This window comes from Shewanella pealeana ATCC 700345 (assembly GCF_000018285.1).
In the GTDB taxonomy this organism is placed as follows: domain Bacteria; phylum Pseudomonadota; class Gammaproteobacteria; order Enterobacterales; family Shewanellaceae; genus Shewanella; species Shewanella pealeana.
In genome coordinates, this window is record NC_009901.1 from 1,881,303 (window position 1) to 1,895,160 (window position 13,858).

The 13,858-nt window shown below is 45.5% G+C and carries 17 protein-coding genes; 13 read left to right on the top strand and 4 right to left on the bottom strand.

Features of this window, described 5'->3' with window-relative positions; genetic code table 11:
• Positions 1 to 94 precede the first annotated feature (94 nt).
• The 3 genes from SPEA_RS08160 (at position 95) to lolE (ending at position 3,377) form a co-directional block, all read left to right on the top strand.
• Positions 95 to 1,318: a lipoprotein-releasing ABC transporter permease subunit gene (locus SPEA_RS08160; RefSeq protein WP_012154794.1), complete on the top strand. Its 1,224-nt coding sequence runs from the start codon at positions 95 to 97 to the stop codon at positions 1,316 to 1,318.
• A 110-nt stretch (positions 1,319 to 1,428) separates the two neighbouring features.
• Positions 1,429 to 2,127: a lipoprotein-releasing ABC transporter ATP-binding protein LolD gene (gene lolD / locus SPEA_RS08165; RefSeq protein ID WP_041411352.1), complete on the top strand. Its 699-nt coding sequence runs from the start codon at positions 1,429 to 1,431 to the stop codon at positions 2,125 to 2,127.
• Positions 2,124 to 3,377: a lipoprotein-releasing ABC transporter permease subunit LolE gene (lolE, locus tag SPEA_RS08170; protein WP_012154796.1), complete on the top strand. Its 1,254-nt coding sequence runs from the start codon at positions 2,124 to 2,126 to the stop codon at positions 3,375 to 3,377. The genes lolD and lolE overlap by 4 nt, the downstream gene beginning before the upstream one ends.
• Before the next feature lie 54 nt (positions 3,378 to 3,431).
• On the opposite strand, the gene SPEA_RS08175 is transcribed toward lolE, so the two are convergent.
• Positions 3,432 to 3,812, bottom strand: a complete 381-nt coding sequence (locus SPEA_RS08175) for a SpoIIAA family protein (RefSeq protein ID WP_012154797.1) — start codon at positions 3,810 to 3,812, stop codon at positions 3,432 to 3,434.
• Between the two features lie 339 nt (positions 3,813 to 4,151).
• Here SPEA_RS08175 and SPEA_RS08180 point away from each other — a divergent pair, with 339 nt between their 5' ends.
• The 6 genes from SPEA_RS08180 to SPEA_RS08205 all read left to right on the top strand — a co-directional run bounded on the left by SPEA_RS08180 (position 4,152) and on the right by SPEA_RS08205 (position 8,910).
• Positions 4,152 to 5,066 (top strand): M14 family metallopeptidase, encoded by a 915-nt coding sequence (locus tag SPEA_RS08180; RefSeq protein ID WP_012154798.1) that lies wholly within the window; start codon positions 4,152 to 4,154, stop codon positions 5,064 to 5,066.
• 176 nt (positions 5,067 to 5,242) lie between these two features.
• Positions 5,243 to 5,455, top strand: a complete 213-nt coding sequence (locus SPEA_RS08185; RefSeq protein ID WP_041410887.1) for a hypothetical protein — start codon at positions 5,243 to 5,245, stop codon at positions 5,453 to 5,455.
• A 262-nt stretch (positions 5,456 to 5,717) separates the two neighbouring features.
• Positions 5,718 to 5,957, top strand: a complete 240-nt coding sequence (locus SPEA_RS08190) for a hypothetical protein (protein WP_012154800.1) — start codon at positions 5,718 to 5,720, stop codon at positions 5,955 to 5,957.
• Between the two features lie 333 nt (positions 5,958 to 6,290).
• On the top strand, positions 6,291 to 7,340 hold the full coding sequence (locus SPEA_RS08195; RefSeq protein WP_012154801.1) for an HlyD family secretion protein: 1,050 nt from the start codon (positions 6,291 to 6,293) through the stop codon (positions 7,338 to 7,340).
• 78 nt (positions 7,341 to 7,418) lie between these two features.
• Positions 7,419 to 8,477, top strand: coding sequence for a DUF2955 domain-containing protein (locus tag SPEA_RS08200; RefSeq protein ID WP_012154802.1), 1,059 nt, complete (start codon positions 7,419 to 7,421; stop codon positions 8,475 to 8,477).
• A complete protein-coding gene (locus tag SPEA_RS08205; protein ID WP_012154803.1) occupies positions 8,449 to 8,910 on the top strand; it encodes a MarR family winged helix-turn-helix transcriptional regulator in 462 nt (153 codons plus the stop codon). Before SPEA_RS08200 ends, SPEA_RS08205 begins: the two co-directional genes overlap by 29 nt.
• 133 nt (positions 8,911 to 9,043) lie before the next feature.
• On the opposite strand, the gene SPEA_RS08210 is transcribed toward SPEA_RS08205, so the two are convergent.
• Together SPEA_RS08210 and SPEA_RS08215 are read right to left on the bottom strand one after the other, a co-directional pair.
• A complete protein-coding gene (locus SPEA_RS08210) occupies positions 9,044 to 9,604 on the bottom strand; it encodes a VOC family protein (RefSeq protein ID WP_150102214.1) in 561 nt (186 codons plus the stop codon).
• A gap of 76 nt (positions 9,605 to 9,680) precedes the next feature.
• Positions 9,681 to 10,163, bottom strand: a complete 483-nt coding sequence (locus tag SPEA_RS08215; RefSeq protein ID WP_086024358.1) for a L,D-transpeptidase family protein — start codon at positions 10,161 to 10,163, stop codon at positions 9,681 to 9,683.
• Between the two features lie 72 nt (positions 10,164 to 10,235).
• Between SPEA_RS08215 and SPEA_RS23430 the strand changes: the two genes are divergently transcribed.
• The 3 genes from SPEA_RS23430 to SPEA_RS08225 are packed head-to-tail and all read left to right on the top strand — an operon-like array spanning position 10,236 to position 12,821.
• Entirely contained in the window at positions 10,236 to 10,364 is a 129-nt protein-coding gene (locus SPEA_RS23430) for a hypothetical protein (RefSeq protein WP_263053341.1), read from the top strand.
• A 45-nt stretch (positions 10,365 to 10,409) separates the two neighbouring features.
• The gene (locus SPEA_RS08220) at positions 10,410 to 11,243 is read left to right on the top strand and encodes an ion transporter (protein WP_012154806.1); all 834 of its coding nucleotides are present in this window, start codon (positions 10,410 to 10,412) and stop codon (positions 11,241 to 11,243) included.
• 27 nt (positions 11,244 to 11,270) lie between these two features.
• Positions 11,271 to 12,821 (top strand): MATE family efflux transporter, encoded by a 1,551-nt coding sequence (locus tag SPEA_RS08225; RefSeq protein ID WP_012154807.1) that lies wholly within the window; start codon positions 11,271 to 11,273, stop codon positions 12,819 to 12,821.
• Positions 12,822 to 12,862: 41 nt separating this feature from the next.
• Here SPEA_RS08225 and SPEA_RS08230 read toward each other — a convergent pair whose 3' ends face one another.
• Positions 12,863 to 13,096 (bottom strand): DUF2986 domain-containing protein, encoded by a 234-nt coding sequence (locus tag SPEA_RS08230; protein WP_012154808.1) that lies wholly within the window; start codon positions 13,094 to 13,096, stop codon positions 12,863 to 12,865.
• Between the two features lie 293 nt (positions 13,097 to 13,389).
• On the opposite strand from SPEA_RS08230, the gene yqfB reads away from it, so the two are divergent.
• A complete protein-coding gene (gene yqfB / locus SPEA_RS08235) occupies positions 13,390 to 13,704 on the top strand; it encodes a N(4)-acetylcytidine aminohydrolase (protein WP_012154809.1) in 315 nt (104 codons plus the stop codon).
• The last annotated feature ends 154 nt before the right edge of the window (positions 13,705 to 13,858 follow it).

The following is a 13,858-nucleotide window of genomic DNA, read 5'->3' on the forward strand; positions in this document are numbered from 1 at the left end:
CTTGAGTAATACTTGTCTCGTTTCAGTCGCCGTTAACACAAAGTTATAATGGCAATTGAGCTCTGCATCATTTGATTTTATTTAGGTTTTTTTAATGAATCTTTCATTATCGTTTTATATTGGTTATCGCTACTGGCGATCCCGTAAAGCCAACGCATTCGCATCATTTATTACTATTTTTTCTGTTTCTGGCATTTTACTCGGTGTAGCGGCATTGATTGTGGTCAGTTCGGTGATGAATGGCTTAGAGAACCAGCTTAAACAACGAATTTTAGGGGCTGTGCCGCAATTAACCGTGCACTCGCAAACGGCCATCGAGAATTGGCCAAGCCAAGTGGAGAAACTAAGCCAACTTCCGGGCGTTCAGGGCGCAACCCCAAGTATATCGACCCAAGCCATGGTGCAGTCGCCGAGTAATATAGGCGCCGCGCAGGTGTATGGCATCTATCCTGAGCAGGAAAAAACACTACTAAATACCACTAAGCGAGTTTACTCGGGAGATTTTGATGCCTTAGAGTCGGGGAAATACCGGGTTATTTTAGGCGCTGAGTTAGCCCGAACACTCGACGTTGCGCCTGGGGATAAAATTCGAATTCTTAGTGGTGATGGCGTTGTGTATACGCCATTGGGGCCGGTGCCGAGTCAACGTAAGTTCACCGTGGCGGGTGTTTTTGAAATGGGCTCACAAGTCGATGCGACTCTGGCCTATGTTCATCATGATGATGCTCAGCGACTGATGCGTCAAAAGGCGGGAGAGGTCAAGGAGCTGCGTCTATATCTCGATGATCCTTTCAATGCCGCCAAAATGGCGCCAGAGGTCGTTGCGCAATTTGCCACTCCCGTGACGACGACCGATTGGCGTGACACCTATGGACATCTGTTTGGGGCGGTGAAGATGGAAAAGAACATGATGTCTTTGATGCTTAGTCTCATTATTGCCGTTGCAGCCTTTAATATCGTTTCCGCCCTGGTGATGATGGTGGTGGATAAAACTACGGATGTTGCGGTACTCAAGACCCAAGGTCTGACGACGGCGAATGTGATGGGCATTTTTATGATCCAAGGCTCACTCAACGCGGTCATAGGTCTTATATCCGGCGTGGCAGTCGGCAGTTTATTAACCCTCAACCTCAACACCATAACTCAGGCTCTTGGGATCTCTATCTTGGGTGCAGGGCAGAATCTGCCTGTTCAACTTGAGTTGAGTCAATTGACTTGGATTGTTGTCGGCACCTTAGTGATGACATTGGTGGCCACTGTTTATCCTGCAATTAGAGCGGCTAATGTGCAGCCAGCGGCCGCACTCAGGTATGAGTAGCTTAGATACGAGCAGCGGGGATATGAGTAAGCGGCGATATGAATAAGCCAGAATACAAATTAGCGGTGATACGAGTCGGCCACGAATAAGATATGAATAGCGAGTTAAAAATGAATCAAGAATTACTGCTACAAGTTAGTCACGTTAGCAAACGTTATCAAGAAGGCTCAGTCGATACCCAGGTTTTACATGACGTTGAGCTACAAGTCTTTAAAGGCGAGCAATTAGCGATTGTGGGTAGCTCAGGCTCGGGCAAGAGTACCTTACTGCATATTATGGGGACCCTAGATAGCCCAACGAGTGGTAGCGTGACCATGTTAGGCGAAGACTTATATAAACTGTCGAGCCAGCGTCAAGCACAGATCCGCAACGAGAACCTTGGCTTTATCTATCAGTTCCACCATCTGTTACCGGAATTTACTGCTCTTGAAAATGTCTCAATGCCAGCGCTTATTCAAGGTAAGAGTCGAAAGCAAGTAGAGGCCAAGGCCAAATCCCTGCTTGAGCGAGTGGGGCTAGCCCATCGACTGAGTCATACTCCGGCCGAGATGTCGGGCGGTGAACGCCAACGAGTGGCGATAGCAAGAGCCTTGATTAATGATCCTAAGTTAGTTTTGGCCGATGAGCCGACAGGTAATTTAGATGCGAATAGTGGCGAAGCCGTTTATGAGCTGATCACCGAGCTTGCGGCGCAGCTTGGCACCGCATTTGTTGTGGTCACCCATGATCAAAGCTTAGCTGCCAGAATGGATAGACAGCTGCATATGAAAGATGGCCACCTAGTGCAAGCTGAGGAACTAACTGCATGAAAGCCTTGTTAGCGATGTGGGTGGGCTGGCGTTTTTACTTTGCCCGCCAATCGAATCGATTTATTAGCTTTATCTCTTTCGCCTCAACGGCAGGCATTGCTCTTGGAGTTGCTGTGCTGATTGTGGTGCTCTCGGCTATGAACGGCTTTGAAAAAGAGTTAGAGCAGCGTCTATTAGGCGTGGTGTCCCATGGTGAGCTAATTGGCGTTAACGAACCTATTCATCAATGGCAATCGATAGTCGAAGATGCTAACAAGATCCCCGGTATTGCCGCCGCAGCGCCGTTTGTGCGTATGCAGGGGCTCGTGCAGAAGGTTGGCGGCTTTCAAGGCCTGACCGTGCTAGGGGTCGATGTCGACACAGAGGCGAACGTTTCCAATATTAAGCAATTTATGTCACCTGAAAGCTGGCAGAGTCTTGCTCAGCAGGGCAGCAATAATATCGTCTTAGGTAAAGGCTTGGCTAAGAGTCTCGATTTAAAAGTTGGTCAGTCCCTTAGCTTGTATATGCCCAATATTAATAACCAGTCACAAAATAGGATCGGCGCGGCAAAGAGTCACCGTTTTGTGGTCTCGGGGATTTTTGAACTCGGTGGTGAGCTGGATATGACCACGGCTTATATTCCGATGCAGTATGCAGCTAAGACCTTAAAGCTTGGCGACAGTGTTTCTGGCGTGCGCATTAAAGTGGACGATGTGTTTGCCGCACCAAGGCTCATTCGCGATTTAGGTTATAGCCAACAGCAGTATGTGTATATTTCAGACTGGACTCGCACTCAAGGCCACCTGTATCAAGATATTCAGTTGGTGCGCATGGTGATGTACTTAGTGTTGGCGCTAGTGATAGCGGTGGCTTGTTTTAATATCGTGTCGACTTTAGTGATGGCGGTGCGTGACAAGCAGTCTGAAATTGCGATTTTACTTACCATGGGCATGAAGAAAGCCTCAATCATGCTGATTTTTATCGTTCAAGGGGCGTTTAATGGCATTTTAGGTTGCGCAATCGGCGGCGTGTTAGGGACGTTAATCGCGCTAAACTTAAGTGCAATAGCCCGTGGCATAGAGTCGTTATTCGGGATCCAACTGTTATCTGCCGATGTCTATTTTATTGACTTTTTACCCTCGCAGCTTAAAGGCGGCGATGTGGTGACGGTTATCGCACTAGCCTTTGTGATGAGCGTTATTGCGACTCTATATCCCGCATGGAAAGCCAGCCAGACCCCGCCAGCAAGAGCATTAGCGGGCCGTTAGAGGTAATTGATAAATACAGATAAAGCCAGCGGATGCTGGCTTTATTTCTAACTGCTATTGCTTAAGCCAGTCAAGGGCGTCGGATTCATTGTCAAAGTAGCGCGTCTCTCCCGCAATAAACCAGTTTCCTATTTTTGAGGCAAGCTCTTGCCAGCCCTTATTACCATAGAGCGCAATTTTAACGAATTGATTGCCATGCTTAAGTCCTAGCTTTAAATCATCCCAAGCGGCGCTCAGCTCCCAACCTTCAAGCTCTGTCGCATCAAAAAATGCCTTGATTTTCGGATGTTTCACTTCAGATAGTGCTGACTCTATTACCGGTGTCATAGCGAGGTAATCGCTATGGGTTAACTTGCCTTTGGCTTTGAGTGTGAGAAAAAACTCATCATTGATTCTCTCGATGCCGATGGAAAATCCGTGTCTTAGGGCTGTCATTGCTACTCTCCTTAGTTAGATTTCTGAGTTGTGTTCTTGATTAAATGTCAGGTTTGTTAATTCATTAGTTTGTATAAGCAAGATTCAAGTCGTTAGCGGCTAATCGCATTGCTATCAAATGGTATCGCGTTTATGCTTTCGGGCAGTTTAGTGACCCGTGTTAGAGCAAACCTGCTTTTGGGTGCGAGCTTAATATTTGAGCTTAATATTTGAGCTTAATATTGGAGCTTAGTATTAGAGCTTAGTATTCGGGCTTAAGGTTTGGGTTCGGGTTTGAGTTTGGGTTTGAGTTTAGGTATAGAAGAGCTTGGAGATAAAACCAAGTCAAAAGGAGTAATAATGGATCAGCAAGCATATGCAATCGGTGTGAAGGGACAGAAGTGGGGCGGGGCAGAGAAGGCTCAGTGGTTTAACGCCCAAAAAATTAAACGCTCATATCAAGAGGAAGTCGTGAGCAAAATCCTTGGGCTTAAGGACCGTTTTGAGCTTGCACAGTACGGCTCTCTTTCCTATGACGTAGAGCGCTATCCTTTGTTTGCTGTGAAGTCGTTAAACTGGGATATGAGCAAGCCAACCATATTAGTGACGGGTGGTGTCCACGGCTACGAAACCAGTGGTGTTCAAGGCGCTATTCGTTTTATCGAAACCCAAGCGGCAGATTACGCTAAGCACTTTAATATAGTTGTGGCGCCTTGTATCAGTCCTTGGGGTTATGAAACCATTAATCGCTGGAATCCAAACGCTGTCGATCCTAACCGTTCTTTCTATCAAGATAGCCCTGCAGAAGAGTCTGCGGCCTTGATGACGCTTTTAGCGGGACTCGGAGCTGAGGTTTTTGCCCATATCGATCTACACGAAACCACAGATACCGATAACAGCGAATTTAGACCCGCATTGGCAGCGCGTGATGCCGTAGAGCACACAAACTGGAATATACCAGATGGCTTTTACTTAGTCGGTGACACCATTAATCCACAAGATGCATTTCAAACGGCAATGATCAAATCGGTCGAGCAGGTGACGCATATCGCGCCTGCCGATGAAAGCGGCAAATTAATCGGTGTTGAACTCGCTCAGTTTGGCGTTATTAACTACGCGACGAAAGCGTTAGGATTATGCGCGGGCGTGACTGATGCAAAATATGTCACTACAACAGAGGTCTATCCTGATAGTCCGCTTGCCGATGATGAGAACTGCATTCTGGCACAGGTTGCTGCGATAACGGGTGGGCTGGACTACTTGTTAACGCTGTAATTTCGAGTTTGAATATTAGTTTTTAAAGCCCTATTACCAAGGCCTCGTCATTTAGACGAGGCTTTTTTGTCTATATCTTGGCTGGTTGTTATGCAATACATTTGAAATCAAAGACCATTTTCAGTTAACCTGTTTGCAACAATAATTAGAAATATCAAGCAAAAGGAAATTTGCAAATGAGTATCAATGCAAGCCTATTAGGTGAATTTATCTTCCAGATCCTGTTAATCGCAATGTTAGTTATTGGCGGGATAAGCTTCTACCTAGGCAAACGTAAAACAACGACTCCTACACTTGTCGCGATAATCGGCACCATGCTGTCAATCATTCCCCCGCTAGGATTGATTTATGTCGCTGCTCTAGCGTTTAAAAAAGACATTCAAGCTTAGTGAAAATAATAAAAGCCTCTCAGGGGAGTTGATCCTATGTTTCTTATTTGCAGCTTTCATTTAATTTGTGGCTGATTTAAAGGAGTGGTCATGAGCATGGTTCTAGCTACAGCAGCTTTTGCGTTATCTCTTTCTGTACTTGCTCCCTTAATCCACAATAAACAACAAGCAAACCAAGAGATAGTCACTTGGTTTAAGCAATATCTATAACTTAAAACGAGCATTAAGTGGATCATTAACAGAAATGAGCAAGGAAAGCGCGATGAGAGTATTCTACGAGCTCTGGTTTTGGTTTGGCTTAATCATTTGCCCAATCATTTTTATTGCGAGTGTCTTCAATACTGGTCGATTACTCGGTCATTTGATTTATCGCTCTGAACCATTATTACAAGCATTGAGTACTGAGCCTCTTGAGTTAGTGGCGAGCTTAAGTCTTGTTATTTGCACTGGGTCTGAGTTTTATCGGGCATTTAATCGTGCAAAAGAGAGGAGCACTGCCTAAATTGCGAATAACAATCTGCCTGTTAGTGGCGAGATCGGCTAAGCAGGGCTTGGTTTTGGCAATATCCTAGACGGTAACAGCCTTTAATCAGTTAATAATTCTTAAAAGCGCAGCTTAGATAGTTGCGTTTTTTTTTGGCTTAAATTTAGGTGAACACAGCTTTGTTGCATAGGCAACAAAATGGGTGTATGCTTATTAATGTTGCATGCACAACAAAGCTCGTTACTAAGATAAGAGCTAAGGAAAGAGCTAAGGAAAGAGCGAGCAAGATTAAGTCTAGGCTGCAGTGAAACAGGCTAAAGATGCTAGAGCAGCGATATTTGCGGAGAGAAGATGAAAGATAAAATATACCAATATATTAGCTATGCAGTACTGGGTTTAGCCGTACTGTTTTCGCTGTTTTTGGTCACAACAGACAATATCGCTCCCTTCACGACACAGGCTGCTGTGCAAAAGAACGTGGCGACAATTGCCGCCGAAGTTGAGGGCGTTGTGACTCAGGTTTATGTCAAAAATGGCCAGCAAGTGAGTAAAGGGCAAGCATTATTTTCAATCGATCAAAGCCGATACCTTATTGCGGTAAAACAAGCACAGGCTGAGCTTGACCAAGCACTGGAGTCCAATTCTGCAAAAGGACAAGAGCTGGTCTCGGCTGAGCAGCTTACCTCCCAACGAGCCTTAGAGAAATTGAATGCCAGCCGTAAGATGAAGCGATATGAGTCATTATTGAAGCAGGGTACGGTTACTCAGCAAGAGTTAGAAGATACACAGCTGGCTTATAAAGTATCTGTCAGCACTGAGTCAGCGGCCAAAGCCGAAGTGAAGCGTATTCAGGTTGAGCTGGCAACAGAGCAAGATAATGCAGCGATTGAACTCGCTAAGGCTAAGCTGGCTCAGGCTCAACTCGATCTTGAACATACCGTCATTAAAGCCAAGCTTGCGGGTTCAGTGAGCAATTTGCAGCTGCAAACGGGAAGCTACTTAGCTGCAGGGGCCAGTGCAATGTTTGTAGTCAGTGATCAAGACACTTGGCTCAGTGCGGACTTCAATGAAAAAGGCATTGCTCACCTTAAAGCTGGCGCCCGAGTAGCTGTGGTTTTCGATGCACTGCCGGGCAAAGTGTTTCAGGGAAAAATACTTAATCAAGACAGTGCAATTTATGATGCATCGAGTCAGCTCGGTCAGCTAGCCGATGTGACTAACAGTGATCGCTGGATCAGAGAACAGCAGAAAATTCGCACTCGCATCAGCGTCAATGAGCAAAACCCGCAACTGATTTCGGGTTCTAGAGCCAGTGTGATGGTAGAAAATGGTAATTGGCTGGTGGATACTTGCGCCAAGCTCTGGATGCACTTAGTGAGCTATTTTCACTATATATATTGAGGCTAGCTAATTGCCCATTTATTAAACTTTAGTGGGGAGCCCTAATGTATTCATCAAAGAACATCTGTGGATTTGAGAATGTTTGAGCCTATAGCAAACAGTATAAAGGCCTGTTTTAAATCAAGCTCTGCTTTTGGTTTAAATGAGAGAAATGAAGCGATTAGAGTCACTCTAGTTATTACATTTTGCATGTTGGTTGGCAAAGTTTTTAATTTTGATTCTAGCGTTTACCTTGCGCTGTATCCAACCATCGTCATGACCAAAGTAAAAGACTACTGCTGGAGCAACCTAGTTCGCACTTTCGCTCCCACATTAGTGTGTGCCTGCGTGGCGTTGTTAGTTGTTGAACTGTTTCAGTCTCATCCTTTTGTTGTTTGGAGCATAAGTTTAATCTTTATTGATTGGATGCGTAAAAAAGCCGATACCCCCGCTAAGCGTGGAGGAATGATCATGCCGGTTTTTAACTGGATCTTGATTGTCATTTTTGCGCAATTTAGTAGCCAGAGCATGCCCGATAGAATCGGCGAAATTCTATTGTCTATGGTGATCACCGTGTGTGTAGCAAAGGCTGCCGTGTGGCTGTTCCCGGTAAACAGCAAGATAAGCCCTATGGCACTTAAGCCGCAAAGAGTGACCTATCAGCAAAGGCTTGTCACTATAGGCCTGATTGGCGCAGGAATAGCGTTATTAATGAATATCAATCTGCTGTCGGCAACTTTCTGTATGGTGCCAGTGATTGCGGCGGCAACCCAGAGTGATCGCCGTGCCTATAAAGAGGTGGTGTCACGCCGATTTATCACCCAAATTGGCGGCTGCGCCGTTGCTGTGTTAGTGAGTGTTTTACTGGCGGGTCATCAAGCGATTATAGGTTATTACGCGCTGATTGTTGCTGGTGCCATTTTTGCAATTGCTGCGATGATGGTTACAGGGCAAAATGCTCAGCGAGACATTCACGCTGATGCGCTTTTAGCCACAGTGCTGCCAATTCAACTCTATATCGCTACTATGAGTATGGGGTTAGAGAGTATCTTTCTCAGAGCGTGGGAATTGGCGGTAACCTTGGCGATATTATTTCTATTATTTCAGTTGTCGAACAAAAGAGAACACAATGTTACAAACAAGCCAGATAGTGCCTGAACTCGAAGCAAGTGCGTCATTTATGATGGGATTAGCCTATAAGCAATTTAGAACTCTGGCTAACCAAGCCTTATTGGCCAAACTTGGGATCAGCTTGGAGATGTTAGGGGCGTTAAAGGTGTTAGCCCATGGCGGTGAGATGCCTCAGCAAGGACTTGCTGAGGGGTTACTGCGTGAACGTTCTGCCACTAAGCGTTTAGTGGATAATTGTATAAAGCGCGAATTGGTGACTAGCTTTAAAAGTGAAACCAATAAAAAAGCTAAATATTTAATGATCACCGATAAAGGTTTACTGATAAAAGATCAGGCCGGCGCAATATTGTCCGAGATTATTGAACAGTTTTATGAGCCCCTAAGCACCCAAGAGCGAGATACCTTATTAGTGCTTTGCCGTAAGTTGATTAAAGACGATATTTATTTGGGCAATGATTAATGTTATCGGCAAAATTTTGGAGGACCTAGGACCTAGGACCTAGGACCTAGGACCTAAAAGCTGTTAGCACTCGAGTCTAGAGCCTAAAATCTATAACGTCTTATTCAGCCTAGAACCTAAAATCTACAACGTCTTATTCCGCTTCAGAAGCGATAACCGCTTTAATGCCCTGAGAGTGAACTTTGACGCAAATGCCATCTCTCTTAAAGGCGATAGTCGGATTCGCTAATCGCTCTTTATCACCTTTAGGTGAACTCATTTTCACCTTAATCTCGGTTTCCCCCGATAAAACAGCGGCAAGTTGCGGTGCATGAGCCAATAACGCTTGGCTCAGTGTGTCGCAATCTTTAGCGCCGCAGTCGAGCACCAACTCAATATGCTCCCAACCTTCGACAGGATAGACTTTGTCACTTGGGTAGGGCAGCTCGACACATTCAATCGCACTATCACCCATAATTAAAGGTGTATTTAGCTCAATGATTAGAATTGGGCGGCCGTTTATCATATTGTCTGAAATGATGTTACCGACCTTGGCAAACTCATGGCGCAGTTCATCTGCGGCCTCAGCGCTATTAACGCGAAGTGCGCTATGGTCACATTCAAGTTTGAGTGAGTCTAGGCCTAACTCTTGAGTAAATGCTTGTATGCGCTGGCTAAATGTCGGCCAGCTGCTAATTAATTCTTGGTAAGTCATAGGGTGTGCCTTAACGAAAATGGGCATGGAATAAAAAGTGGAAAAATAGCTGTTAATGGGAACAGTGACTGGCTCTTTAAGGCCAGATCTCAATTGGGGTGCCGGGCTCAATCGCTCGCCAAAGCTCGTCCATTTCGGCATTGGTGATCGCGATACAGCCATCGGTCCAATTATACATCTGGGCTTCTTCTGGAGTTAGGCTGGAATTTGGGTTTTCACCGTGGATCATGATCTGTCCGCCAGGGCTAATACCGAGCGCGTCAGCACGTAATTTGTCTTCATCATTTGGGTAGGAGATATGGATAGCGCGGTAGTAAGCACTATCCGACTTCTTATAATCCAGTATATAACGGCCTTCAGGGGTGCGTTGATCGCCCTCGGTCAGCTTGTGACCCACAGGATTATCCCCCATGGCGATGCGGTATTTCTTGAGCACCTTGCCTTGGCGAAGTATTGCCATGCTTGCTTCAGACTTGGTCACCACCACTAAGTCGGCTTTACCACTGGCCATAGCACTCGCAAATGTGGCGCTTGAAAAAAGGGTGCTTGAAATTAGCATCAGCAAACTGAGCGATAAAACAATAAAACGCATGAAAAACCTTGAGCGAAACGGCTAAAAAACGATGAGTGAATGGCTTCATATTACCTTAAAATCGCACTGGTGTTGATGGTAAAGGCTAAGATTATTTTTGAGCTCACCGAGTATGCGTGTCACACTATTCATATCACCAATCTTAAATGCCTTGATAAGTCAGATTAAACTGACCAAATCATCGCTAAATTTTTGCAAGGATTTGTTGTAAAAATGGCAACAGAGAAAGATCCAGAAAGTTCGTTAAAGCTTAAATTACGCCGGGTAATTTTCGGTACCGATACCCCTGCAGGGCGTTATTTTGATATCAGTTTAATGGTTTGTATCGTGATGAGTGTGCTGCTCGTCTTTCTTGATACCGTCGCCTCGGTTCATGAGCGTTATGGCGATATGATTGTCATTATGGAGTGGGGCTTTACCTTTATTTTTACCATAGAGTACATATTAAGACTCTACTGCTCGGCCAAGCCACTCAGTTACGCCAGAAGTTTCTATGGCGTGGTCGATCTGTTATCGGTATTACCGACTTATTTAGCCCTGTTCTTCCCTGGGGCAAGCTTCACCATGGTCATTAGGATCCTACGTCTATTTAGGATTTTTAGGGTGTTGAAACTGCTACGCTATTTAAGTGAAGGTAACCTGCTACTGCGTGCCATGATGCAGTCTAGCCGTAAGGTGTTTATCTTCTTTTTCTCGGTGAGTCTCATCGTTGTGGTGCTCAGCGCGGTGATGTACGTGGTTGAAGGACCTAACAATGGTTTTACCTCGATTCCTAAGTCGATTTACTGGACCATTGTGACCATCACCACCGTAGGTTATGGTGACATTACTCCGGGCACGCCGCTGGGACAGGCGATTGCGGCATTTACTATGTTGCTGGGTTACTCGATTATAGCTATCCCGACGGGTATTTTAACCGCCGAGATTTCACAAGAGATTGGCCGTACGCGAGATTTAAGACGCTGCAGTAACTGCCTGAAAGTTGGTCATGAAAATAATGCGCTCTACTGCGATCATTGCGGCAGTGAATTAGAGAGTGAGCTGTAAAAATACAATTAAAGGATTAGAGGTGTTATGGCTGTAGCCAAGTTTGTACAGGGATCGATTCTGCGCCATATTTTTGTGATGAGTTCCACCGCGGCTATCGGTATTTCGGCGCTGTTTGTGGTCGACTTATTGGATATATTCTTCCTCAGTTTACTGGGGGAGCAGGAGCTTGCCGCGGCAGTTGGCTACGCTGGCACCATCTCATTCTTTACCACTTCAATAGGCATCGGCCTCTCTATTGCTCTTGGGGCTTTGGTGTCGCGCTCAATTGGCGCTAAAGAGAGTGAAAAGGCTAAGCGATTACTATTAAACAGTCTCGTTGTGACCTTGTTAATGAGCCTGTTTGTCGCATTTAGCGTGTATATGTTTATTCCAGAGCTGTTGAGACTGGTGGGCGCGACAGGCAGAACCGCCGAGCTTGCCGAGAGTTATCTTAATATTCTGGTGCCTTCCTTGCCGCTTATCTGTCTAGCGATGGCGCTCGGTAGTGCCTTGAGGGCGGTGGGCGATGCCAAGTTGTCTATGGTGTCGACCTTAGTCGGTGGTGGCGTAAATGCGGTTTTTGACCCGATATTTATCTTCATGTTTGCCATGGGAATTGAAGGTGCAGCCGTAGCTTCAGTAATGGCTCGTTTTGCCGTGTTTGCGGTTGCGGCAAGGGGCGTTGTGGTCAAGCACAACCTATTGGGTCGCTTTAATTTTGATCACTTTGTTGAAGATTTATCTCCTATCTTTGCTATCGCAGGTCCCGCTATGCTCACTAACGTGGCCACCCCTATCGGTAATGCGGTGGTGACTCGCGCCATCGCAGATTTTGGTGATAGTTATGTGGCTGGCTGGGCAGTGCTTGGGCGCCTCATTCCGGTGTCGTTTGGTATGATCTTCGCCTTATCCGGGGCCATCGGGCCGATTGTTGGCCAGAACTATGGCGCGTTGCAGTTTGAGCGGGTGAAAGAGTCGCTCACCCGAGCGATCCAATTTTGCGCCGTCTATGTATTGGCTGTGTCGCTGCTATTGTTTTTAACACGCCATCAAATAGTAAGTGTGTTTGATATGAAAGGTGATGCGGCGGATTTGATCTTGTTCTTCTGCTCGTTTATCGCGGTGTTCTTTATCTTCTCAGGTGTTTTATTCGTCGCCAATGCCTCATTTAATAACTTAGGCAAGGCCAAGTATTCGACTCTGTTTAATGTGGGTAAGGCAACATTAGGCACCATTCCATTCGTTTATTTTGGTGCTAAGTGGGGCGGGGTTTACGGCGTGTTGATTGGTCAGGCGGTAGGCTCGATTATTTTCGGTATCGCGGGTGTGCTTGTGGCGTACCGATTGGTTGAACGGGTTAAGGCGGCAGCTGTTGTAACTGTTGCTGATGACGTCGCTGATTTCGCGAAGGACACGGCTAAAGATAAGACGAAAGATAAGAGCGAGTTTGATGAGGAGCTAAGCTTGAGTGGTCAAAGTCCACTTTCTTCCTCTTGTGCCAACATGGCAATAGTCAATGAGGAGCAAGACTGTGTGGGAAGTAATGAAGTAGCTGAGCTTATTGGCGTTAAAGAGGAGAGTACTCCTAGCAAATAAGCTCAATCAAACGAGAAACATTGCGCGGGTTTTGCCGATATTTAGTTAGCTGACGCCGCTTTTTCTTCGTTTGCTTCTACTGGCGCGTCATTTGTCGCATCAGTTGTCTCTTGTGCTGTAGTCGCTTGCTCTGCTGCTTCTGCTTCAAGTTTTGCTTGTTGCTCTGCACGCTCTGCTTTAGACACGTATTTTTTGATCGTAGGCGCAGTGTGCTTATTAAGGCGAGCCTTAGCACGTTTTGCAGTCTTTTTGATCATCTTCTGTTTTCTGTTCATGAGTTCTCTACGATATGCCTATTAATAACGTCTATATGATGACTATTGTGACACATTCTGCGCCAAGCTAGAAATCGGAGCCGAATTTTACCTTAAACAAGGCACAACCGCCACTGCAGTATTGTGATTAACAATATTGGCAACTTGTTTTGGCTTACCTTAGGTTGAACTAAAAATGGGCGAGACTCGGCATGGACTAAAAATGATGTACCAAATTTTGCGATAGGATTAAAATGGCGCAAAGCATCAATAGTGGTGCACGATAAAGCATAAAGATGAGTAATAAAACCAGCATGAATCCACCGAATAAGATCACTTTTTTCAGCCGCTTCGAAGCCGATATTCTTGCGGGCAAGAAAACCATTACTCTGCGCGATGAGTCCGAGTCTTTCTATCAGGCAGGCCAGCGGGTGAGTGTGTCAAACTTAGAAGATGGCCGCTGTTATGGTGAGCTCGATATTCTGTCGGTTGAACAAGTGGCTTATGACGACTTAGATGACACACATGCAGAACAAGAGAATATGAGTCTTGCAGAGCTTAAGACATTAATCCGCCAGATTTATCCTGGGATCACCTCTATGTATTTGATCCGCTTCTCATTAGTCTAATCATAACGGCTCGTGAGTGGAGCAAGTTCGTTAGCTTTAGTTCAATAATATTTTACAAACTCACTCGTTAATTTAACGTAGTGTGCAGTTATTCAAAACTCTGGTTTTTGAATAACGATACTTCATGCAAAAAAACATGGTAGACAGTAGACTT